Origin of the sequence: Micromonospora sp. NPDC005686 (assembly GCF_042871665.1) — a bacterium.
Lineage (GTDB): Bacteria > Actinomycetota > Actinomycetes > Mycobacteriales > Micromonosporaceae > Micromonospora.
In genome coordinates this window covers 1-22,303 of the sequence record NZ_JBIAIY010000007.1, presented here as the reverse complement: position 1 = coordinate 22,303, position 22,303 = coordinate 1, and the positions used below count along the sequence as shown (strand labels likewise).

At 71.5% G+C, this 22,303-nt stretch carries 20 protein-coding genes and 1 pseudogene; 13 read left to right on the top strand and 8 right to left on the bottom strand.

The window, feature by feature from the left end; genetic code table 11:
• Nucleotides 1-14 precede the first annotated feature (14 nt).
• Nucleotides 15-392: a metalloregulator ArsR/SmtB family transcription factor gene (locus tag ACFYON_RS17265; RefSeq protein WP_354866193.1), complete on the top strand. Its 378-nt coding sequence runs from the start codon at nt 15-17 to the stop codon at nt 390-392.
• A 176-nt stretch (nt 393-568) separates the two neighbouring features.
• Here ACFYON_RS17265 and ACFYON_RS17260 read toward each other — a convergent pair whose 3' ends face one another.
• Nucleotides 569-1,345: a VTT domain-containing protein gene (locus ACFYON_RS17260; RefSeq protein ID WP_354866760.1), complete on the bottom strand. Its 777-nt coding sequence runs from the start codon at nt 1,343-1,345 to the stop codon at nt 569-571.
• 193 nt (nt 1,346-1,538) lie between these two features.
• On the opposite strand from ACFYON_RS17260, the gene ACFYON_RS17255 reads away from it, so the two are divergent.
• Nucleotides 1,539-2,057 (top strand): DUF2690 domain-containing protein, encoded by a 519-nt coding sequence (locus ACFYON_RS17255; RefSeq protein WP_354866191.1) that lies wholly within the window; start codon nt 1,539-1,541, stop codon nt 2,055-2,057.
• A gap of 47 nt (nt 2,058-2,104) precedes the next feature.
• Here the strand turns inward: ACFYON_RS17255 and ACFYON_RS17250 are convergent, their stop codons facing one another.
• Together ACFYON_RS17250 and ACFYON_RS17245 are read right to left on the bottom strand one after the other, a co-directional pair.
• Nucleotides 2,105-4,621 (bottom strand): polynucleotide kinase-phosphatase, encoded by a 2,517-nt coding sequence (locus ACFYON_RS17250; protein WP_354866190.1) that lies wholly within the window; start codon nt 4,619-4,621, stop codon nt 2,105-2,107.
• Nucleotides 4,618-6,123, bottom strand: coding sequence for a 3' terminal RNA ribose 2'-O-methyltransferase Hen1 (locus ACFYON_RS17245; RefSeq protein WP_354866188.1), 1,506 nt, complete (start codon nt 6,121-6,123; stop codon nt 4,618-4,620). The genes ACFYON_RS17250 and ACFYON_RS17245 overlap by 4 nt, the downstream gene beginning before the upstream one ends.
• A gap of 120 nt (nt 6,124-6,243) precedes the next feature.
• Here ACFYON_RS17245 and ACFYON_RS17240 point away from each other — a divergent pair, with 120 nt between their 5' ends.
• A complete protein-coding gene (locus ACFYON_RS17240; protein WP_354866186.1) occupies nt 6,244-6,471 on the top strand; it encodes a sigma factor in 228 nt (75 codons plus the stop codon).
• Between the two features lie 12 nt (nt 6,472-6,483).
• On the opposite strand, the gene ACFYON_RS17235 is transcribed toward ACFYON_RS17240, so the two are convergent.
• Nucleotides 6,484-6,696: a hypothetical protein gene (locus tag ACFYON_RS17235; RefSeq protein ID WP_354866184.1), complete on the bottom strand. Its 213-nt coding sequence runs from the start codon at nt 6,694-6,696 to the stop codon at nt 6,484-6,486.
• A 138-nt stretch (nt 6,697-6,834) separates the two neighbouring features.
• Here ACFYON_RS17235 and ACFYON_RS17230 point away from each other — a divergent pair, with 138 nt between their 5' ends.
• Together ACFYON_RS17230 and fbaA are read left to right on the top strand one after the other, a co-directional pair.
• Nucleotides 6,835-7,218, top strand: coding sequence for a phage holin family protein (locus ACFYON_RS17230; RefSeq protein ID WP_354866182.1), 384 nt, complete (start codon nt 6,835-6,837; stop codon nt 7,216-7,218).
• A 194-nt stretch (nt 7,219-7,412) separates the two neighbouring features.
• Nucleotides 7,413-8,435 (top strand): class II fructose-bisphosphate aldolase, encoded by a 1,023-nt coding sequence (fbaA, locus tag ACFYON_RS17225; RefSeq protein ID WP_355094080.1) that lies wholly within the window; start codon nt 7,413-7,415, stop codon nt 8,433-8,435.
• 61 nt (nt 8,436-8,496) lie between these two features.
• Here the strand turns inward: fbaA and ACFYON_RS17220 are convergent, their stop codons facing one another.
• A complete protein-coding gene (locus ACFYON_RS17220; RefSeq protein WP_354866178.1) occupies nt 8,497-9,708 on the bottom strand; it encodes a hypothetical protein in 1,212 nt (403 codons plus the stop codon).
• 261 nt (nt 9,709-9,969) lie between these two features.
• On the opposite strand from ACFYON_RS17220, the gene ACFYON_RS17215 reads away from it, so the two are divergent.
• A complete protein-coding gene (locus ACFYON_RS17215) occupies nt 9,970-10,398 on the top strand; it encodes a DUF3151 domain-containing protein (protein ID WP_354866176.1) in 429 nt (142 codons plus the stop codon).
• A gap of 51 nt (nt 10,399-10,449) precedes the next feature.
• Here ACFYON_RS17215 and ACFYON_RS17210 read toward each other — a convergent pair whose 3' ends face one another.
• Nucleotides 10,450-12,396 (bottom strand): chromosome partitioning protein, encoded by a 1,947-nt coding sequence (locus tag ACFYON_RS17210; protein ID WP_387189450.1) that lies wholly within the window; start codon nt 12,394-12,396, stop codon nt 10,450-10,452.
• A gap of 75 nt (nt 12,397-12,471) precedes the next feature.
• A complete protein-coding gene (locus ACFYON_RS17205; protein WP_354866172.1) occupies nt 12,472-13,470 on the bottom strand; it encodes a diacylglycerol kinase family protein in 999 nt (332 codons plus the stop codon).
• Between the two features lie 121 nt (nt 13,471-13,591).
• Between ACFYON_RS17205 and ACFYON_RS17200 the strand changes: the two genes are divergently transcribed.
• From ACFYON_RS17200 to ACFYON_RS17180, 5 genes are all read left to right on the top strand, one after another.
• A complete protein-coding gene (locus ACFYON_RS17200; RefSeq protein WP_354866170.1) occupies nt 13,592-14,881 on the top strand; it encodes an adenylosuccinate synthase in 1,290 nt (429 codons plus the stop codon).
• 229 nt (nt 14,882-15,110) lie between these two features.
• Nucleotides 15,111-16,025, top strand: a complete 915-nt coding sequence (locus tag ACFYON_RS17195) for a type IV toxin-antitoxin system AbiEi family antitoxin domain-containing protein (protein WP_354866168.1) — start codon at nt 15,111-15,113, stop codon at nt 16,023-16,025.
• Between the two features lie 90 nt (nt 16,026-16,115).
• Nucleotides 16,116-17,363, top strand: coding sequence for a phosphoribosylamine--glycine ligase (purD, locus tag ACFYON_RS17190; RefSeq protein WP_355093827.1), 1,248 nt, complete (start codon nt 16,116-16,118; stop codon nt 17,361-17,363).
• A 50-nt stretch (nt 17,364-17,413) separates the two neighbouring features.
• Nucleotides 17,414-17,863, top strand: a complete 450-nt coding sequence (locus tag ACFYON_RS17185; protein ID WP_387189447.1) for a SigE family RNA polymerase sigma factor — start codon at nt 17,414-17,416, stop codon at nt 17,861-17,863.
• Between the two features lie 130 nt (nt 17,864-17,993).
• Nucleotides 17,994-19,478, top strand: a complete 1,485-nt coding sequence (locus ACFYON_RS17180; protein WP_387189445.1) for a recombinase family protein — start codon at nt 17,994-17,996, stop codon at nt 19,476-19,478.
• 56 nt (nt 19,479-19,534) lie between these two features.
• On the opposite strand, the gene ACFYON_RS17175 is transcribed toward ACFYON_RS17180, so the two are convergent.
• On the bottom strand, nt 19,535-19,903 hold the full coding sequence (locus tag ACFYON_RS17175; protein ID WP_216931375.1) for a hypothetical protein: 369 nt from the start codon (nt 19,901-19,903) through the stop codon (nt 19,535-19,537).
• A 243-nt stretch (nt 19,904-20,146) separates the two neighbouring features.
• Here ACFYON_RS17175 and ACFYON_RS17170 point away from each other — a divergent pair, with 243 nt between their 5' ends.
• Nucleotides 20,147-21,313 carry a S1 family peptidase gene (locus ACFYON_RS17170; RefSeq protein ID WP_357468606.1) on the top strand — a complete coding sequence of 389 codons (1,167 nt, stop codon included), beginning with the start codon at nt 20,147-20,149 and terminating at the stop codon, nt 21,311-21,313.
• A gap of 589 nt (nt 21,314-21,902) precedes the next feature.
• A pseudogene (locus ACFYON_RS17165) lies at nt 21,903-22,067 on the top strand (IS481 family transposase); the annotation flags it as partial.
• Nucleotides 22,068-22,303 lie beyond the last annotated feature (236 nt).

Sequence of the window (22,303 nt, the reverse complement as noted above, 5' to 3'; positions counted from 1 at the left end):
CTGCTGGTGGAAGGATGGAATACGTGGGAACTGCGTTGGCTGAAATGACCATGCCTCAGATCTCGCCGCTTGCCGGCGAGCCGATCGAACGTGCCGACGCCGAGCGGCTCGCGGGGGTCCTCAAGGCCCTCGCGGACCCCGCCCGGCTGCGGCTGCTCAGCCTGATCCAATCGGCTCCCGAGGGGGAGGCGTGCGTGTGTGACCTCACCGCGCCGCTCGGCCTCTCGCAGCCGACGGTCAGCCACCACCTGCGTATCCTCACCGAGGCCGGCTTGCTGGAGCGGGAGAAGCGCGGGGTCTGGGCGTACTACCGGCTGGTGCCGTCCGCGATCGCCACGGTCGCGGATCTGCTCACCCCGCCGCGGAAGCGGGCCACGAAGAAGGCTCGCTGAAACCTTCCGGGCCGACCCGATCGAGGGTCGTCCCGACCGGGTGACCGGTGGCGTGCGAGGGGTGGCGCCATCAGCGCGCGGGTGACGGCTGTCGTCGTTCCGTGTGACCCGGCTGGAGCAGTGATGTCCGAAGGCCGGTCCTCGTCAGAGGGCCGGCCTTCGGCGTCCGTACGTGCTCAGCGCCGGTGCTGGCCGCCGTCCCCGGGCCGGTGCTCCTCGATGCCCTCCCGGGCGGCCTCCACAGTGCCGGCCACTGTCGCCGCGGTGATCACCGCGACCGCCTCGCCGCGCTTGCGTGCCCGCCGGTCCCGCAGGAACTCGAAGAAGATCGGCAGTACCGAGATCACGATGATCAGCGCGACCACCGGCAGGATGTACCTGTCGATCTTGTCGCCGATGGCGTCGTAGATCTGCCGGGCCAGCAGGTAGCCGATCAGCAGGATGCCGTCCACCCAGAGGACCGCCCCCACCACGTTCCACACGAAGAACTGGCGGGCCGGCATGCCGAGCACCCCGGCCACCGGGTTGAGGAACGTCCGCACGATCGGGATGAAGCGGGCCAGCACCACGGCCTTCGCCGGGCCGAACTTCTGGAAGTAGTACTCCGCCTTCTCCACGTACTCCCGCTTGAACAGGCGGGAGTTGGGCTTCTCGAACATGCGGCGGCCGTACCGGGCGCCGAGCCAGTGCCCGAGCTGGGCGCCGGCGATGGCGCAGAGCGGACCGCCGATCATCAGCCCGGCCAGGGACAGCCGCGTGCCGTCGCCGAAGATGGCGTCGGCCACCGGGGAGGCGGCCACCCCGGCCAGGAACAACAGCGAGTCGCCCGGGAAGAAGAAGCCGACCAGCAGCCCGGTCTCGGCGAAGAGGATCACCCAGACGCCGATCATGCCGAAGGTGTGGATGAGGTCCTTCGGGTCGAGCGGGTTCAGCGCCACGCTCTCGGAGAACATCCGCGTCTTCTCTGCTGTGTCCACGGCCACACAGGGTACTCCGGCCCGGTCCCCTCCCGCCGACGACCGTGGCCCGCTACCTCGAAGCCGTGATGCCGCCGCGATGAGCTGCCGGTGAACGCGCGATGGCGGCGCCTGCCACGGTTCTCGCACGCAGGTACCGGAGCATCCGGGACCGGAAGGGGAAACTGTCATGAGGGCACGCATCCGAACCATCGTCGCGACCCTGGGCATCGCGGTGACGGCGGCGCTCGCCGTACCGTCGCCGGCCAGCGCCGTGCCTCTCCCGGGCGAGGAGACGCCGACGGGCGCGGGCATCCCCCTCTCCAAGCTGCTGCAGAGCGGCTGCGGATCGGCCTGCGACCAGCGCGACCCGCAAACCTTCAAGATTTACTACGACGGGTCGAACTACGCCACCTGCGCCACCGGCCGGAGCGGGAAGAACGAAGCGGCGTACGACATCGACAGCATCTGGTTCGCCAGCGGCACCATCACGCTGCGCTACAGCCCCATGTGCCAGACGGTCTGGACCCGGCGGAGCGGAAACATCTACCCGGTCACGAAGAGCTACTACATGAACGGCTCCAAGCGGACCGAGGCCAGAGGGCCGCTGTCCGGCACCAACTGGACCGCGATGCTGAACGACGCCGGCCTGCTCGGCCAGAGCTGCGCGAGCGACGGCCCGGCGGTCGGCTGCACGGTCAAGTACTGATCCCTGTGGGGCCGGCGGTGCCACCGCCGGCCCCACCGACCGATCGCCTACAACCTCGGGTCGACCGGCTCGGACTCGCAGGCGAGGATCGCGAACACCAGCTCGTGGCGGCGCCACAGCGGGGCGTCCTCGGCCAGCGCGTCCAGGGCGGCCAGACCCAGACCGTGCTCCCGCAGTGCCATCCCGCGCTTGCGGCCGAGCGATCGGCGGCGCAACGCGGCGAGCTGAGCCGGGTCGGTGTACCCGGGACCGTAGATGATCCGCAGGTACTCCCGCCCACGGCACTTGATGCCCGGCTGGAGCAGCGAGCCCTTCGGTGAGCGGGCGGCCAGGCCCGCGTACGGCTTGACCACCATGCCCTCGCCGCCGGCCGCGGTGAGCGCCAGCCACCACTCGGTGGCGTCGGCCACCGCCGTCTCGTCGGCCAGGTCCACCACCCGCCGCCGGGTCGGCGTGAAGAACTCCGGGTCGGCGGCGCAGAGCCGGTCGGCAAGCGCCAGATGCCAGCCGTGGTCGCGGTCGGCGTAGCTCGCCCCGGCCCCGGCCAGCACCGCGAACGGCGCCAGCGTCACTCCGCGCAGGCCGTCGGTCGGCCGGACGTACGCCCGGTAGGCCGCCGAGTAGGCGGTGACCTCGGCGGCCCGCCCGGCCATCCGGTCGCGCAGCCCGGCCACCGGCAGCCCGCGCCCGGCGGCGGTGTCCAGCGCGGCGAGCACCGCCGGCAACGCGGCCCGCCCGGCCGCGCCGACGCTCGCGTACTGCTCGCGGATCAGCCCGCCCGCCTTCGCCGACCAGGGCAGCAGCTCGGTGTCGAGCAGCAGCCAGTCGGTGTCCAGCTCGGCCCAGAGGCTGGCGGTACCGATCGCTGCGCGCACCCGGGTCAGCAGCTCGTCGTGCAGCGGCGGGTCGAAGAACGGCCTGCCGGTACGCGTGTGCACCACCCCGCCCTCGAATCGGCCCGGCTCCCGCTCCACGAGCACCACCGCCCGCGAGCCCATGTGCTTCTCCTCGCAGACCACCCGCTCCACGCCCGCGCTGCGGTAGTCGGCGAACGCCTCGGCCGGGTGCTCCAGGAAACCGTCCACGCTCGACGTGGAGCAGGGCGCCATGGTCGGCGGCAGCCACACCAGCCGGCCCGGGTCGATCGCGAACCGGCTCATCACCTCCAGCGCGGCGGCGGCGTTCTCGGCCGGCACGGTGAGCGACCCGTACGCGTGGGTGAGGTGCCGTCGCCCGGTCACGTCGGCCAGGTCCAGCACGGTGTCCGGCCGCGCGGGCGCGACCGGGACCAGCGGGCGGGCCGGGGCGTACCACTCCTTCACCGCCGGGACGGCCACCAGCTCCTTCTCCGGGTAGCGCAGCGCGGTGAGCTGCCCGCCGAACACGCAACCGGTGTCCAGGCAGATGGTGTTGTTCACCCACTCCGGCTCGGGCGTCGGCGTGTGCCCGTACACGACCATCGCCGAACCCCGGTAGTCCCGCGCCCACGGGTAGCGCACCGGCAGGCCGTACTCGTCGGTCTCGCCGGTGGTCTCGCCGTAGAGCGCGAACGACCGCACCCGGCCGGACGCCCGCCCGTGGTAGGCCTCCTTCAGCCCGGCGTGCGCCACCACGAGCCCGCCGCCGTCGAGCACGTAGTGGCTGACCAGGCCGTCGATGAACGTCTCCACCCCGGCGACGAACTCCGGCGGCTCGGCGGCGAGCTGCTCCATCGTCTCGGCCAGGCCGTGGGTCAGCCGGACGTCCCGGCCGCGCAGCTTGCGCAGCAGCTTCTGCTCGTGGTTACCCGGCACGCAGATCGCGTGGCCGGCCGCCACCATGCCCATCACCAGGCGGAGCACGCCGGGGGAGTCCGGGCCGCGGTCCACCAGGTCACCGACGAACACCGCGGTACGCCCCGACGGGTGCGCCGCGTCCACCGGGCGGCCCGCGTCGTCGCGGCGCAGCACGTAGCCGAGCCGGGACAGCAGCGCCTCCAGCTCGGTACGGCAGCCGTGCACGTCCCCGACGATGTCGAACGGCCCGGTCAGCTCGCGCCGGTCGTTGAACAGCTTCTCGTAGCGGATCTCCGCGGCGTCGATCTCCTCCACCCCGCGCAGCGCGTGCACCTTGCGGAAGCCCTCGCGGGCCAGCCGCCCGTACGACTGCCGCAGGTCGCGGCGCATCCGGGTGAGCACCTGGCGGCCGTGCGTCCGGTCGACGCGCGCCTCGGTACGCTCCCAGGCCACCGCCTCCGGCACGTCCAGCACGATCGCCACCGGCAGCACGTCGTGCTCCCGGGCCACCCGGATCAGCCCGGCGCGGGCGTGCGGCTGGAGGTTCGTCGCGTCGACCACGGTCAGCAGACCCCGCCGCAGTCGGATGGCGGCGACGTGGTGCAGCGCGTCGAACGCGTCGGTGGACGCGGCCTGGTCGTTCTCGTCGTCGGCCACCAGGCCGCGGAACGTGTCCGAGGAGAGCACCTGGCTGGGCGCGAAGTGCCGCCGGGCGAACGTGGACTTGCCGGAGCCGGAGACGCCAACGAGCGCCACCAGTGCCAGCTCGGGGATGTCCAGGACGGTCATCGGTTCGTCGCCTCCTTCCGGTCGTTGCTGTCGTTCCGGTCGCGCTGGTCGGCCCGGTCGCGCTGACCGGCGCTTTCGGCGCGGGTGAGCACCGCCATCTGGGTCGGCGTGCCCACCTCCGGGTCGTCGTCGCCGACACCGCCGAGGACGGCCGTGTAGCCGTGCGCCGCCGCCACCCGCTCCACCCAGGCGGCGAACTCGGCCCGGGTCCACTCGAACCGGTGGTCCGCGTGCCGGAACCGGTCCGGCCCGAGCCCTTCGTAGCGCACGTTGTACTCGACGTTCGGCGTCGTCACCACCACGGTGCCGGGCCGGGCGTGGCCGAACACCGCGTCCTCCAGCGCGGGCAGGCGCGGCGGATCGAGGTGCTCGATCACCTCCATCAGCACCGCAGCGCCGTACCCCCGGAGCCGGTCGTCCCGGTACGTCAGCGCAGACTGCCACAGCCGGATCCGGTCCCGCTGGCGCTCCGGCAGCCGGTCCAGGCGCAGCCGCCGGGCCGCCATGCCGAGCGACCGGTCGGACACGTCGACGCCCACCACCTCGGTGAACCGCCGGTCGGCGACGAGCGCGGTGAGCAGTGCGCCGCCGCCGCAACCGAGGTCCAGCACCCGGCTCGCGCCGCTGTCCCGCAGCGCGGCGAGCACCGCCTCCCGCCGCCGTACCGCGAGGGAGGCCCGGCGGGCGTCCCCTGCACCGTCGCGCTCGGCCGGGCCGTCGCCGGACGGCTCGATGCTGTCGTCGGCGGACGGCTCGTCGGCCAGCCGCAGCTCGGTGAGACGGGCCATCGCCTCGCCCGCGAGCGCCCGGCGGTGCGCCAGGTAGCGGCGCGTGATCAGGCCCCGCTCGGGATGACCGGCCAGCCAACCGGCGCCCGCGCGCAGCAGCTTGTCCACCTCGTCCGGCGCCACCCAGTAGTGCTTGGCGTCGTCGAGCACCGGCAGCAGCACGTACAGGTGGTTGAGGGCGTCGGCGAGCCGCAGCGTGCCGGTCAGCGTCAGGTCGACGTAGCGGCTGTCACCCCACTCCGGGAACGTCTCGTCGAGCGGGATCGGGGTGGCGGTCACGGTCCAGCCCAGCGGGGCGAAGATCCGTACCGCCAGCTCGGCGCCGCCCCGGCAGCGCAGCACCGGCACCCGTACGGTCAGCGGGATCGCGCTCGCGGCCAGCTCAGGACGATCGCGCGCCTCGCCCCGCAGGGCGGAGCGGAACACCTTCGACAGCGCCGACGAGAGCAGGCTCGACGCCGCGTACGGGCGGTCGTTGACGTACTGCCCGAGCGCGAAGCCCTCCGGCGCGCGGTTCCGGCGTCCGCCGCCCAGCTTCAGCGGATCGACCTCGACCAGCAGCGCCGCGGTGCAGCGCGCCTCGTCCGACTCCGGGTAGAACACATGCGCGGCGCCGGCGGGCAGGTCGAAGCTCTGCACGCGGTCCGGATGCTTCACCAGGAGGTAGCCGAGGTCGGTCGCCGGGCGGTGGGTCGTGGTCAGGGTCAGCAGCACTCGTCGATGATCTCGTTCTTCACCGGCTTCTGTCGTGGGGGTTTCCGGGCAGCCGGCACGCCACCGCAATGTTCCGGCCGCCCGGGACCGTCCATCTATGCGGGACACCCGGGAGGTGCAGTGACGTACGAGGAGTTCGCCGACGCGCGGTTGGGCGCCCTGCTGCGCTACGCGGTCATGCTGACCGGGGATCCGCACCAGGCCCAGGACCTGGTGCAGGAGACCATGGTCCGGGTCCAGCTCAACTGGCGGCGGGTGGCCCGCACCGACGCCCCCGAGCGGTACGTGCGCCGGATGCTCACCAACCAGGCCGCCGCCCACCCGGGGCAGGTGACCGCCCTGCGGTGACCGGGTGCCGGGTCAGCGGTAGTCGTCCTCGTCGGCGGTGACGACACGGGCCTGCTCCATGGCGTCCCAGTCGTCGACCTCCATGCCCCGGTGCGGCTCACTGTCTGTGTCGTCCGGGGTCGCGGCGGTGGCCTGCTCGACCGCGTCGGCCGGCTCGGTCTCCAGATCCCGCTCCTCCGGGGCGAGGTGGTCACTGGGGGCGAAGTCCTCTTCGGGCTGACCCATCGTGCCTCCCTGTTCTCCGTGCGGGCGCTGTCCCCACCACCGTACGGGCTGCTCCGGGCCACCGCAGGGGGGCGGGCGGAACGGCGGAGTCGGCGATTGTCCCGCTCCCGGCGCGCGGCCGGTGCCAGGATGGGAGGCATGGGCTTCCTGATCCGACTGGCGATCACCGCGGTCGCGCTGTGGGTCGCGACGCTGATCGTGCCCGGCGTGGAGGTGAGCGGCCGCGACACCGGCAACAACCTGCTCACCCTGATCGTGGTGGCGCTCGTCTTCGGTGTGGTCAACGCGGTGCTCAAGCCGCTCATCAAGGTGTTCGGCTGCGTCTTCTACCTGCTCACGCTCGGCCTGTTCGCGCTCGTGGTGAACGCGTTGCTGTTCCTGCTGACCGACTGGATCGCCGGGGTGCTGAAGCTTCCGTTCCACGTCGACGGCTTCTGGGCCGCGTTCTGGGGCGCCATCGTGGTCGCGGTGGTGAGCTGGCTGATCAGCGTCGTCGTACCGGACCGGCTGGAGAACAGGTGAGCGGCGTCCGGGCCGGTTGCGCCCCGCTCACACTCCTGCGGGATACTGCCCGCGGTGGACAGCGCGGTCCGGCGCACCCATGGACGTCAGCGACCGGAACGGTCGGCCCCCGGGAACCCCGGGGCCGGAACGGCCGCCCTCCATGGAAGACAGCGGCCTGCACGGCCGAGAGCGGTAAGTAAGGAGCGTTCGACATGCCCATCGCTTCCCCCGAGGCTTACGCGGAGATGCTGGACCGGGCCAAGGCCGGCCGGTACGCGTACCCCGCGATCAACGTGACCTCCTCGCAGACGCTGAACGCGGCGCTCAAGGGCTTCGCCGATGCGGAGAGCGACGGCATCATCCAGGTCTCCACCGGCGGCGCGGAGTACCTGTCCGGCCCGTCCGTGAAGGACATGGTGACCGGCGCGGTGGCGTTCGCGGCGTACGCGCACGAGGTCGCCAAGAAGTACCCGGTCAACATCGCGCTGCACACCGACCACTGCCCGAAGGACAAGCTGGACAAGTTCGTCCGGCCGCTGATGGCCATCTCGCAGGAGCGCGTCAAGGGCGGCCAGGAGCCGCTGTTCCAGTCGCACATGTGGGACGGCTCGGCCGTGCCGGTGGCGGAGAACCTGGAGATCGCCGAGCAGCTCCTCGCCGAGGCCGCCAAGGGCAAGATCGTCCTCGAGATCGAGGTCGGCGTCGTCGGTGGCGAGGAGGACGGCGTTGAGAACGCCATCAACGACAAGCTCTACACCACGGTCGAGGACGGCCTGGCCATGGTCGAGGCGCTCGGCCTGGGTGAGAAGGGCCGCTACATGGCGGCGCTGACCTTCGGCAACGTGCACGGCGTCTACAAGCCGGGCAACGTCAAACTGCGCCCCGAGGTGCTCAAGCAGATCCAGGACGCGGTCGGCGCCAAGTACGGCAAGGACAAGCCGCTCAGCCTCGTCTTCCACGGCGGCTCCGGCTCGCTGCTGTCGGAGATCCGGGAGGCGCTGGACTACGGCGTGGTGAAGATGAACATCGACACCGACACCCAGTACACCTTCACCCGGCCGGTCGCGGATCACATGTTCCGCAACTACGACGGCGTGCTGAAGGTCGACGGCGAGGTCGGCAACAAGAAGCTGTACGACCCGCGCGTCTGGGGCAAGGCCGCCGAGGCCGGCATGGCCGCCCGCGTGGTCGAGGCCTGCGAGCACCTGCGTTCCACCGGCACCACCATGAAGTGATCCCCCGCTTGTGAGGAAGGGGCCCTTGTTGACGCGCCGTGTCAACAAGGGCCCCTTCCTTTCACCGCACCAGCACCCGGACGGCCTCGCGTACGTCGTCGGTCAGGTGGATGGTGTGCGACAGGTCGCCGAACGGCGACGCGGCGAACAGCGGCCGCAGCAGCGACTCCACCGGCAGCTCGGTGGTCCAGTACGTGCGGTCCAGGAAGATGTACGCCCCGCTCGCTCCGTCGGTGCCGTAGAACGTCTTGGTGGCCGCCTGGAACACCTCCTGCACGGTGCCGGCCTTGCCGGGCGCGAACACGATCCCGCCCCGGGCCAGCCGCAGGATCGTGTCCTCCCGGATGGCGTTGGAGAAGTACTTCGCGATCCGGCCCGCGAACAGGTTCGCCGGCTCGTGGCCGTACAGCCAGGTGGGGATCGCCAGCCCGCCGGAGCGGGCCCACTCGGTGCCGGGTGCCGCCGGGCGGGGCGAGGGCAGCGACGGGCCGTCCGCGTACCGCTCGCGCACCGCCAGCGCCGCCGCCGTGTACCGGTCGTGGTCGGTGAAGTCCGGCGCGACGGCGAGCACGTCGATCGCGGCGGTCAGCTCCTCGGCCGGCCAGGCCGCGAGGAACGCGCCGAGGTTCGCCGCCTCCATCACGCCCGGACCGCCGCCGGTGACCACCAGGCGGTCGGCCCGCGCCAGCTCCCAGCCCAGCACCGCGGCCATCCGGTACGCGACGCTGCCGCGCGGCACCGCGTGCCCGCCCATCACCCCCACCACCGACTGCGGCCCGTGCGCGGCCAGCCACGACCGGGTGGCGTCGGCCAGCGCGTTGTCCACGCCGTGGTCGTGCAGCCGCTGGCCGAGCGCCTCGCGTACGTCCGGCAGCGCGCCGCCGTGCGCCCGGAAGTGCGCGTACACCCGGGTGTCGTACATCCCGGCGAACCCGCCCTCGGCGAACCCGGCGGCCAGCTCGTCGGCGGTGTAGAGGTGCGACGGCTGGGTCGGGTAGGGCAGCCCGGAGAACGGCGGGACCACGTTGGCGCCCCGGCGGACCAGGTCCGCGCCCACCTCGCGGCCGGCGAAGCGGCAGCCCACGAAGAGCGTGCCGGTGACGTCGACGTCGCGCATGTCGGGGACCGGGTCGAGGTCGAGGCGCAGGCCCTGCACGGTCAGCCCGGCCAGGGTCCCCCCGGCCAGCCGCTGCTCGAACGCGGTGCGGGTCTCGATCTCGTTGACGTGGGGGGCGTGCGGCTCGATGACGTCCGCGGGTGGTGGGGTCGGCACCCCGTCATCCTGCCCCCGCACGGCAAGTGCCGAAACCGGGACGGGAACGACAGGAGCCCGGCGGGCACGCCGCCGGGCTCCTGCGTAACCGGGTCCTGGGGAGGCTCCGGATCTGTATTTGTAGTGCAAGAACCACTGCGGCGGCATGGGCCGCGGGTACGTGTGCTCCCGCCGCAGGCGTGACGAAACCCTCAGCCGTTCAGCCAACCGTACGGGCGGGCCCTCTCGCGTACCCGGGGGCGAAGCGGGTTGAATGGGGCGATGCATAACCTGTTACCTGAGCCACCGGCCACCCTGCTCCCGGCCCACGAGGAGGCCGACGCCGCGCTCGCGGCGGCGGCCGAGCAGGGCACCGACGAGGCGTACGCCGAGGTCGCGGCCCGCTTCCCGACCTACAGCGCGGCCTGGGCCGCGCTGGCCAGCCGCGCGCTCGCCGCGGATCAGGTCGTCACCGCGTACGCGTACGCCCGCACCGGCTACCACCGGGGCCTGGACCAGTTGCGCCGCAGCGGCTGGAAGGGCCACGGCCCGGTGCCCTGGCCGCACGAGCCCAACCAGGGCTTCCTCCGCTGCCTCTACGTGCTGTCCCGTGCCGCGGGGGAGATCGGCGAGGCGGACGAGGCGGCCCGCTGCGCCCAGTTCCTCCGGGACTGCGACCCGGTTGCCGGGGACGCCCTGTCCGGCGAGTGACCACCGCCGCGACGGCCGGCCCCGACCCGGGCGCCGGCCGTCGCGCCCGTCCTACAGTCCCTCCGCCACGGAAGCGGCGATCTTCAGCCAGGCGTCGCGGGTGGCGGAGGAGAGCTGCCCGTACCGCAGCGGCTCGCCGGTGTCGATGAGCCGCTCGTACGGCGCCAGCAGCACCGCCCGGGTCCGCGCCGCGAAGTGGGCCTGGATCGCGGGCAGGTCGATCTCCTTACGCGACGGCGGCATCGACACCACCGTGACCGCCTGCCGGACCAGCCGTTGCCGGCCGCTCTGCTCCAGGTGGTCGAGCATCCGGGCGGCGGTCTCGGCCGAGTCGTTACGCGCCGACATGGTCACCACGAGCTGGTCGGTGGCGTCCATCGCGGCCTGCCAGTTCTGCGCCCGGACGTTGTTCCCGGTGTCCACGAAGATCAGCTTGTAGAACCGGCTGACCACCTCACGGATCTCCGCGAACGCGGCGGCGGTGAGCATCTCGCCGCCGGTCGCGGACTCGTCGGAGGCCAGCACGTCGAACATGCCCTCGCCCTGCGAGCGGACGTACTGCGACAGGTCACCGACCCGGCCGTGCGGACCCTGGAACTGGGCCAGGTCGCGCAGCATGTCCCGCACCGTACGGGCGTGGAAGTCCTGCTGGGCCCGCATGCCGAGGGTGCCCTGGGTCTCGTTGTTGTCCCAGGCCAGCACGTACCCGCCGCGCCTCTGGCCGAACGTCATGGCGAGCAGCAGGATGGCGACCGTCTTGCCGGCGCCGCCCTTCGGGTTGACCACTGTCACCTGGCGCAGCCCGCCGAAGTTGCGGCGGACCATCTCGATGTCGCGCCGCACCTCCTGCTCGTGCCGGCCGGGTGCGAGCCGGACCAGCCCGATCTTGTTGACCACCGCGCGTACGCCCATGGTGGCCACCGGGTCGACCGGCCGGGCCTGACGGCGGCGGGCGAAGTCCTCGGCGGTCGGCGGCACCGCCTGCTGCGGCGTCCAGCCCTGCTCCGGCGGGGCATGCGGTGGAGGGGGCGCGACGGGACCGGACACCGGCGCCTGCGGTGGCACCGGACCGCCCGGCTGGGGCGGGCCGGCCTGGGGCGTCCAGCCGGGCGGCGGGTACCAGCCGGCCTGACCGGGCTGCGGCGGGTACCCGGGCTGCGGGTACCCGTTGCCGTAGGGGGACGGCTGCGCCGGCACGCCCGGCGACGGCGGGAACGGTCCGAGGCGGGGCGGCTCCGGGGTGGGATCGCCCGGCCCGGCCGGCCCCGCACCGGATTCCGGCTGCGGGAGCGTTGCCCCGGCAACCGTGGCGCGGCCGAAGGCGATGCCGTCTTCGGGGAGGGCGTCGGGTGGCGGTGGCCCGGCGACCGTGGCGCGGCCGGAGGCGGTGCCCTCGGCCTGGAGGGCGTCGGGTGGCGGTGAGGCGGTGACCGTGGCCCGGCCGGAGGCGGTGCCGTCGTCCTCCGCCGCGCCGGACCACGTGGCCGTGCCGTCGGCGGGAGCGGGATCAGGCGTGGTGGCGCTCTCCGGCGCGGTCCGCTGCGGCGGCTGTGCCCACGGGGAGGTGGCCCGCCCGTTCCCGGTGCCCTCGCCACCGGTCCCCGGGACGGGCGTGGCCTCCGGGACCGGCGTCGTCTCCGAGGCAGGCACGGCCGCCGGGGCGTGCGTCGCCTGCGGCGCCGGCGAAGGCGGGCTCACCGGCGTCGTGGCCGGCGAGCCGGACGTCGCCGGTTCCGGCTGGGCCGGTGCCGGGCCGGAAGCCGCCTGGTCGAGTGTGAACGGCCGCTCCAGGTCGACAGCGGGCGCCTGTGGCACCGGGACGTCCGCCGCCGGCGTGGGAGTGTCGGCCGGCGGGAGCGGCCAGGGCACCGACGCCCACGGCGGGATCGCGGCCACCGCCGCGTCGCTCTCCTCCGGCGGCCAGAGCGGCTCGACGTCCCGCTGCGGCACCTGCGGTCGGCCCGGTACGTGGGCCCGGTCGTCGTTCTCGTGCACCACGGTTCCTCCCCCATTCCTTCCGCCGAGGATAGGCGGTTCGGCCAGCGGCGCGAGCCGGGTGGGGATCGACCGAGGTCAGCCCGTCCAGACCGCCCAGGCGCCCGGCTCGGTCCACCAGGAGCGCTTGCGGCTCAGCTCGCCCTCGACGCCGTCGTCGAGGAAGGGCACCTTCTCGTCGCGGGGAACCACCGCCACCGCGCGTCCCCGCGCCCGGCGTACCTCCAGCCGGACCTTCTTCCGGCCCAACGCCGACCGGGTCACCACGGGCACGGCGACCCCCACCGTCACCCGTCCGTCGGCCGGATCCGGGTCGGCCAGCAGATCCACCTCGCCCAGGCGCGCGTACCCGCCCGCGTTGCCGATCGCGCACGCGGTGATCGGCTCGGAGCCGTCGCTGAGCACCGTGCCGTCGACCTCGACCCGGGCCCGCCAGTGCAGCGGCCGGCCCGCGTCGTCGGCGGCGCCGAGCAGCGCGCCGTCCAGCGTCACCGAGCCGCCGTCGTTGCGCAGCAGGTCCAGCCGCCGGGCGGTGCCGTCCAGCACCGCGGCGGCCACGCCCGCCGGATCGCGGGGCAGCCCGAGCTGCGCGGCCAAGTCCCGCGCCGTCCCGGACCGGGCCGGATCGAGCGGGAGTACGCCGACCGGGGGCAGGTCGGGCACCGTACGGTTGTCGGCCAGGTCCGCGGGGCGGCGGCTCGGCGGTGGAGCGTACCGGCGGACCAGCCGGCGCAGGACGGCGCGCAACTGACCGTCACTCGCAGTGGCGACGATCAGCCGGGTCTTGCCGTCGGAATCCGGCCAGGTGAGGCCGTCGGCGCGCGGCGGGCCGTCGAGCCGGGCCAGCACCTCGTCGATTTCCTTGTCCGACCGGGCGGTCACGGTGGTCACCCGGGCGCCCCGGGCGGTCAGCTCGTCCACGCAGGCCAGCACCGGCACGCGCGGCGTCTCGCAGCGCTCCTCGCCGCTCCCGGCGGCGGTGCCGTCCGTGCCGCCGCAGCAGGCGCCGCCGCTGCCGCAGCCACCACCGGGAGCGTCCCGCTCCGAGCCGAGGGTGAGCAGCACCACGTCGTACACGAAGGAGCCTCCTGCTTCTTGACCAACCCCTGCTGGTCCCACCGTCACTACTTGTTAGCCTGACACCCCGGGCTCGCTGACCGGTAGCCACCTGGCACCCGAGCCTTCTGGAGGCGAGAAGATGCCAGCGATCGTGCTGCTCGGCGCCCAATGGGGCGACGAGGGCAAGGGCAAGGTTACCGACCTGCTGGGGGAGCGGGTCGACTACGTCGTGCGCTACTCCGGCGGCAACAACGCGGGCCACACGGTGATCACGCCGGACGGCCAGAAGTACGCGCTGCACCTCATGCCGTCCGGTGCGCTGTCACCGAGCGCGATGATCGTGATCGGCAACGGCGTGGTGGTCGACCCGAAGGTGTTGCTCCAGGAGATCGACGGGCTCGCCGAGCGGGGTGTGGACGTGTCCCGCCTGCGCATCTCCGGCGACGCGCACCTGATCATGCCGCACCACCGGGCGCTGGACCGGGTGGTCGAGCGCTACCTGGGCAGCTCCCGCATCGGCACCACCGGTCGGGGCATCGGTCCCGCCTACGGTGACAAGGTCGCCCGGATGGGCATCCGGCTCCAGGACCTGCTCGATCCGGGCATCCTGCGCAAGAAGCTGGAGCTGGCGCTCCGCGAGAAGAACCAGCTCCTGTTCAAGATCTACAACCGTAAGGCGATGGACGTCGAGGAGACCGTCGAGGAGTACCTCCAGTACGCCGAGCGGCTGCGCCCGTACATCGCCGAGACCCGGGTGATGCTCTGGGACGCGCTCGACCGCGGCGAGACCGTGCTGCTGGAGGGCGCCCAGGCCACCATGCTCGACATGGACCACGGCACCTACCCGTTCGTCACCTCGTCGAACCCGACGGCCGGTGGGGCGTGCGTGGGAGCGGGCATCCCGCCGACCGCGATCACCAAGGTCATCGCGGTGAGCAAGGCGTACACGACGCGCGTGGGTTCCGGCCCGTTCCCGACCGAGCTGTTCGACGACAACGGGCAGCACCTGCGCAAGGTCGGCCACGAGTACGGCACCACCACCGGCCGGGAGCGCCGGTGCGGCTGGTTCGACGCCGTGGTGGCCCGGTACGGGTGCCGCCTCAACGGCGTCACCGACCTGGTGGTCACCAAGCTGGACGTGCTGACCGGCCTGGCCAAGGTGCCGATCTGCGTCGGGTACGAGATCAACGGCGAGCGCTTCGACGACATGCCGATGACGCAGACCGACTTCCACCACGCCAAGCCGATCTACGAAGAGCTCGACGGCTGGTGGGAGGACATCACCAAGGCGCGGACCGAGGACGAACTCCCCGAGAACGCGAGGCGCTACATCGCAAGAATCGAGGAGCTCACCGGCACCCGCGTGAGCGTGGTAGGCGTAGGCCCAGGCCGAGAGGAAAACGTCCTCCGCCACCCCCTCCTCCCCTAACCCCCCACCCCCACCCCCACCCCCACCCCCACCCGCCTCCGCTCAGTTGATCATGAAGTTAGCGGTCGTTTTGTAGATCCACATCGCCGCCAACTTCATGATCAACCGCGCAAGGCGGGAGGGGCGAGGGGAGGCGGCGGGTTGTTATCCACAGGGTGGGGTGGGTCGTCCACAAGGGCTTCGCGCGGGTGGGGTTCGCGGGGACGCTCGGTGGGTGGAACGGGCTTGGGTGATCCGGCAGATTGCGAGTGACCAGGGTGGCGTCGTCACCCGTGCGCAGGCGCTCCGGGCGGGCTACAGCCGGCACGAGATCGACAACCTCCTGACCTCGCGTCGGTGGCGGCGGCTGGCTCGCGCGACCTACGCCGTCGAGCGCGCCGGGCCCGACGGACCGGAGCGGCGTCGTCAGATCCGGGCGGCGGTCCTGTCGCTCGGTCCGGAGGCGCACGCCGTTCTCGGCACGGCCGCCGAGCTGCACGGGATCGCAGGGCTGCCTGGAACGGGCGCGATTCACGTCGCGGTCCCGGGGCGCGCGGCCCGGCCGGCCCGCGTCAAGGATCCCGCCGTGACGTTGCACCAGTTCGAGCATCCCGAGCAGGCGCTGACGACCGTCGACGGCATTCCGGTGACGGCTCCCCCGCACACGCTCGCGGAACTCGTCCTCCGGGTGCGCCGCTACTTCGCGGTTGCCCTGCTCGACTCGGCGCTCAACCAGGGAAGGATCACGGAGGAGGAGTTCGGTGCCATTCCCGCGCTGATCGCGGGCCGGCGGGGCGTGGTGGACGCGCGTCGCCACCTCGCCGAGGCGAACGGCGCCGCCCAGTCGCCGCTGGAGACGCGTACCCGGCTGCGGTGCGTCGACGGCGGCGTTCCGCCGGACGCACTCCAGGTCGAGGTGCGTGACGCCGACGGTTACCTGCTCGGCATCGGTGACATGGGCTGGCGGGCCGGCCGGGTGATCGCCGAGGCGGACGGCAGGGATCCGCACTCCACGCCCGGCGCGCTCTTCGACGACCGGCAGCGGCAGAACCGCCTGACCAACGCCGGCTGGACCGTCCTGCGATTCACCTGGCCCGACACCCTCCGCCCCGACTACATCCCCCAGGTCGTCCGCGCCGCGCTGGCCGCGAGGGCCAGGCGTTGACCATGAAGTTGACGGCGATGTCGATCTCACATCCTGCCGTCAACTTCATGATCGACGGGGTGGGGTGGGGTGGTCAGTAGGATGCCGGTCGTGCGCGTACTTCTTGTGGGTGGTGGTGGGCGGGAGCACGCTCTCGCGCTCGGGCTGGCCGGGGATCCGGCCGTCGAGGCGCTCGTCGCGGCGCCGGGGAATCCGGGGATCGCTGCTGTGGCGTCGCTGCGGGAGGTGACACCCAACGACCCGGCGGCCGTCGCGGCCCTCGCCGTCGAGGTCGCGGCCGACCTGGTGGTCATCGGGCCGGAGGCGCCGCTGGTGGCGGGCGTCGCCGACGCGGTACGCGCCAAGGGCATCGCGGTGTTCGGCCCGAGCGCGGAGGCGGCCCGGCTGGAGGGCTCGAAGACGTTCGCCAAGGACGTGATGACGGCTGCGGGTGTGCCGACCGCGCGCGCGTACACCTGCGAGGACGCGGCTGCGGTTGCGCACGCGCTGGACGAGTTCGGCGCACCGTACGTGGTGAAGGACGACGGGCTCGCCGCCGGCAAGGGCGTGGTGGTCACCGACGACCGGGCCGCCGCCGAGCGGCACGCCGCGGAGTGTGGCCGGGTGGTGATCGAGGAGTACCTGTCCGGTCCCGAGGTCTCCCTGTTCGTGGTCACCGACGGTGAGGCGGCCGTGCCGCTGCTGCCCGCGCAGGACTTCAAGCGGGTCGGCGACGGCGACACCGGGCCGAACACCGGCGGCATGGGCGCGTACGCGCCGCTGCCCTGGACTCCGCCCGGCCTGGTCGACGACGTGATGCGCGACGTGGTGCACCCGACGCTGGCGGAGCTGCGCCGCCGGGGCACCCCGTTCGCCGGCCTGCTCTACGTGGGCCTGGCGATCACCCCCTCCGGCCCTCGGGTGATCGAGTTCAACGCGCGCTTCGGCGACCCGGAGACGCAGGTCGTGCTCGCCCTGCTGGAGACGCCGCTGGCCGGGCTGCTGCACGCCGCCGCCACCGGCACGCTGGGCGCGCACCCGCCGCTGCGCTGGCGCGACGGCGCGGCGGTCACCGTCGTGGTGGCGGCCGAGGGCTACCCGGCGGGCCCGCGTACCGGTGACGCGATCACCGGCGCGGACCGCGCCGGGATCATCCACGCCGGCACCCGCCGGGACGCCGACGGCACGTTGCGCTCCGCCGGTGGCCGGGTCCTCTGCGGTACGGCGACCGGGCCGGACCTGGCCGCCGCGCGCGACGCCGCCTACGCCCTGGTACGCGACGTCGAGCTGGCCGGTTCCCACCATCGCACCGACATCGCCGCCGCGGCGGTCGGCGGGCGGGTCACGGTTCCCCGCTGATCCGGGCAACCCGCCCGGTCGCTTCCTCCGTTTGAAGGGGAAGCGAGGAGGTGGCCGGGTTGCCGGTGGACATTGAGGGTTACCGCGCATATGTCGTGGCGCGCATGGAGCCGCTGCGGCGTACCGCGTACCTGCTCTGCGGGGACTGGCACACCGCCGACGACCTGGTGTCGGCCGCGTTGCTCCGACTGCTCCGGCACTGGCGCCGGATCTCTGCGATGGACAATCCCGACGCCTACGTCCGGCGGACGCTGCTTCGCCTGTGGTTGGACGAGCGTCGCCGACCCTGGCGGCGGGAGCGCTCCTGGGCGGAGGTGCCGGACACCGGAGTCCACGCCGTGTCGGAGGACAGCGTCGAACGTCTCAGCCTCCTCGCTCTGCTGGCCGAGCTGCCACCACGACGGCGAGCCGTCCTGGTGCTGCGCTACTTCTGCGACCTGTCGGTCGAGGAGACGGCGCGGGAACTCGGCTGCTCCCCGGGGACTGTCAAGAATCGTTAGAAGCTAGGGTCGATGTTGCCGACACGGACGTCGATCTAGGGGGACGGTTCTGATGGTACGGCGGAAGACCCGGTCCGGAAATCGGGGCCGGTTCGAGAGCAAGGACGCGCTGCTGGCCGGTGGCGTAGAGGTGCGGGCGTTGCGGTATCAGCGCGCGAGTCAGGACAAGAAGGAGCAGGGCAAGAGCGTCCACGACCAGGGTGTGCTCAACCTGGCGGAGATCACGAAGCGGTCGTGGACGGACGCGGGGTCGTTCACGGACAACCACCGCTCGGCTAGCCGGCGCGCTACCAAGGAGCGTGAGCAGTTCGAGTTGCTGATCGAGCAGATCCGCGCGGGCAAGGGCGATGTGCTGGTGGTCTGGGAAATCTCCCGCAAGGAACGCGACTTGGCCGTGTTCGTGAAGATCCGGGACATGTGTCACGAGGTCGGCCTGTACTTCTGGCTGGTCGGTGGGGTGTTGTATGACCTGCGGGACAAGAACGACCGGATGATGCTCGGTTTCCAGGCGGTGCAGGCCGAGTGGATGGCCGAGGCGATCCGCGACAACGTGCTGCGCGGCATCGTCGGCGCCGCCGAAGCGGGTCGCCCGCACGGAAAGATCACCTACGGGTATCGGCGGATCTACGACCAGCGCACCCGAGCGCTGCTGCGTCAGGAGCCCGACGACGAGATCCGCACCGCCGTGGCCGCCGACGGGACGGTGACGGAGTATTCCCACGCTCAGGTAGTGCGGGACAACTTCCGGCTCATCGCCGCCGGGATGCCGTTGACGGCGCGGGAAGCCGAGTTGAACCGGCTCGGGATCCCCGCCTCCCAGGGCGGGGTCTGGCGGCGGGGGATCCTGCGCAAGCAGGTGATGAACCCGGCCTACATCGGTAAGCGGGTCCTGCGCGGGGAGATCGTCGGCGACGGGATCTGGCCCGCCCTGGTGAGCGAGGAGACCTACTGGGCGGTGGTGCGCATGCTCGGCGACCCCGCTCGCACCACGACGCGTCCGGGCCGGGCGGTGCACCTGCTGTCCTACATCGTACGGTGCGGCGTGTGCGACGGGCCGCTGTCCTCGCAGCGGCAGAACCGGCACGGCTGGACCGGGCAGGTGTACTCCTGCCTGCACAAGCGGCACGTCGGAGTGAAAGCACCGATCCTCGACGAGTACGTGCAGCGCGCCGTAGTGGCGTGGCTGTCCCGCCCCGACGTCCACGACATCCTCACCGCCGCCGCCGGCAGCGACGAAGACGTCACCCACGCCCGCGCCGAAGCCCAACGCCTGCGCGGAGAACTCGAGGACTGGCGCCGCCTCGCCGAAGACGGCGACGTCACCGCCATCGCCTACGCCCGCGCCGAGAAAGGCCTCCTCGCCCAGATCGCCGAGCACGAACAACGCGCCGCCGACGCCGGCATCCCCGCCGTGCTGCGCGGACGCATCGGCGACCACGCCGTACAGGCATGGCAAGAACTCGACGGCAACACCCCCGTCAAACGAGAGATCATCCGCCTCGTCGCCGACATCAAACTCCTACCCGCCGCCTACAAAGGCGACCGCAGCCCCTTCGGCCGCCACCGCCTCCACTGGAACTGGAACTTCGACCCCCACCACCACCCGAAGGCCTGACTCGCGCGTTCCAAAATCGAGAAGGTCCTCCCGGCAACCAGCGGTTCGATCAGCAATTACTCACGTGCGATTGAAGCAGAGGCAAGAAGGCTGTATCGCAGTTGCGCCGCCGTCGGCGCCACCGTCGCATTGTCGTGGTTCGGTAGCGCCCGTTCGAATAGGTGTATGTCGACGGCGGTGTCGATGCCATCGGAACTGCTGTTCAAGCCCGATAGAGATTCTCGGCGGCGCGGAGCAGCGCGAGGTCCGATCCAGGATTTGCACTCAAGGCTGGCCGTGACGACGTCGTGAAGTTCGCCGACCCGGTCCCGCGTCGCTTCGAGGGTGAAGACGTCTGCGCCGTTCGGTCCGGCCTCATCCTCGTCGTGTTTCCGAGGACGGCCGAGGAGTGCCAGGTTGGCGCACAGGATCGGCGGCGTTGGCACGTTGGCACCCAAACTCATGCGGAAGCAGAGAATGTCGTACGGCTGCGAGCCTGGACCGAGGCCGGCAGCCGTGTTCCCCAGTGGACAATGACGGAGGCCCGCCGCCACCGCGAGTCAGGGCAGGCCACGAGGCTGTTGAGAATGGGTAAAGGCAACGACGTCTGTCGTTCTCCGAAGTCTTGTGGCGGTGAACGACTCTTGCTACCTTCCGTGAACCATCGATCACGCTACCTGGGAGGACCGGTGCGACGTCGCACAGCTCACAAGGCTGCCGCGCTCTCGGCGGCGACTCTGCTCGCCCTAGCCGCAACGCCGACAGCGCAGGCTGTGGCCTCTTCCGCTCCAGCCGATGCGACCACTGCCGCCACCGAGGACTATGCGCGGCTCAACAACGTGGGCATCGACAAGGCCACTGACGCAATCCATGACCAGAAGAACGTCGTGGAGTTAATCTCCCGCACCGGCGTCACACTCGGGGTCGACGCCGACGTCTGGATCGAGCAGGACTCCGGTGGCCAGATACTGCGGGTGCGCACCGTGCGGAAAGATGTCGCATCCGCCTTCGCCGAACTGCGGCTGTCCAGCCTGACCACCGTCTCGGTGGTCGATGGAACACCGATCAGCAGCAGGCGACCCGAGCTGACGGCACAGGTCGAGGCTGCAGTACGCCAGGTTTCCCCGGGGGTGCAGGGCATGTACGTCCGGACGGCAGACGGAGCACTGGTCATCGAAACCACAGACAGCGGCAGTGGGTCAGTAGCTCAGGCGGTGAAGGACCGTACCGGTTTTCCCGAGGTCGTGCTCAAGCACCTGCAGGACGCCGGCGGTGACTCTGCGCTGACGGTCCGGGGCGGGGTAGCGCTGACCAGCTGTACCGCAGGCTTCTCCGCGAAGAACGGTTCCGCCATCGGATACTTCTCCGCCGCCCACTGTGGTCAGACGCAGAACATCTACCCCAACACCGCAGGCACCGGCGTCTGGGAAACCAGCACCAGACAGGCCCAGAACTACGGCGCCAACGCGGACATCGCGTTCTACAGCGTCGCCGTCGGCACCGGGAACTCCATCTCCAACACGTTCTACGGGTCATCCTCATCAAGTCCGACGATCGTCGGGGGACCGCAAGACGTGCCGGAAGGCATTACGGCATGTCATCGGGGCAAGACGACCGGTTGGAAGTGCGGCACGATCACCTCGATCGCCTACAAGCCGACCTGGTCCGGCGCCTGCCCCGGCACGACATGCAATTCGGTCTTCGTCAGGGTGAGCGCCGACCAGGCCGGAGGCGACAGCGGCGGGCCGTGGGTGAACGGAAGTAACGCGATCGGGATCCATAAGGGCGGGGGTAGCGGGTGGAGCGTATACTCCAAGATCTACCGAATCCCGTCAGGCACAACCCTCTACTACTAGCAGAGTTGGTGACGGATGAATCGTGCTGTTCTGCGTCCCCTGCTCGCAGCCTGCCTGATCATGGCTTGCATGAACGGCTGCTCCCGTTCGCCCGACGATGCCTTTGACGCCAACTCGGCGACATTTGCCCAATATCGAGACGAGGAGCCAGGCGTCGGCGACAGCGCGCTACTGGAGGGCACCGTCTCGAAAAGAGATGAGTGCCTGAGCGTCACCGATTCCACATCAGGCACGGTCTACGTGCCGATCTTTCCTACCTCCTCACTGAGTCAGCCCCAGTCGCTCAAGACCGGCGACAAGGTCTCTTTGCGAGGAGGATCAGTGGAGGCAGCAGCCCCAGAGGGTGCCCAGTTGCCGACCCGATGTCCAACGGCCGGACCGTTTTGGGTCGTCGTGGCTTCCTGAGCGCCCGCCTGTAACGGCAAGAGACGTGGGCCGAACCGACCGGTCCGGCCCACCGTCTGGGTGTACTGCCCAGGCAGGCTGGTTGAGGTCGTGTGACGACACGGCGTAGATAGACGTGATGACGAAGGCCTCCGGTTGTGGAGTGGAGCTGTGTAGGAACCGCTCCGGCAACCAGGAGGCCTTCGTGTCCCACGCTAACGCCGCTTTGACCCCTCGTGCACGTCTTCGCCTGGCGCGTTTGATCGTGGATCACGGGCGGCGCATTAATGCCGAGCTCGGCGCTGACGCGATGGCCGACCGGTCGTCCGGCCGTGCTCGGCCGCCACCGCCTCGACTGGCGGTGGAAGTTCGTCCGCAGGACCAGCGGGTGATCTGACGACTTGACCTTCAGGCAGAGATGAGCGTCGATCGTGTCCGTCGTCCCGCCGTGATCGGGCGGGGCGGCGTGACCCGTCGACGGAAGGTTCTCGCAGTGCCCCGCGAACGACTCAGAGCGTGTTTGAGATCGGGTTGATCAGGTCCAGGTGAAGGTGCGGCGGGCTTGGCGGCGTGCGGGTTGGCCGCGGGTGATGCGGCGGGTCATGC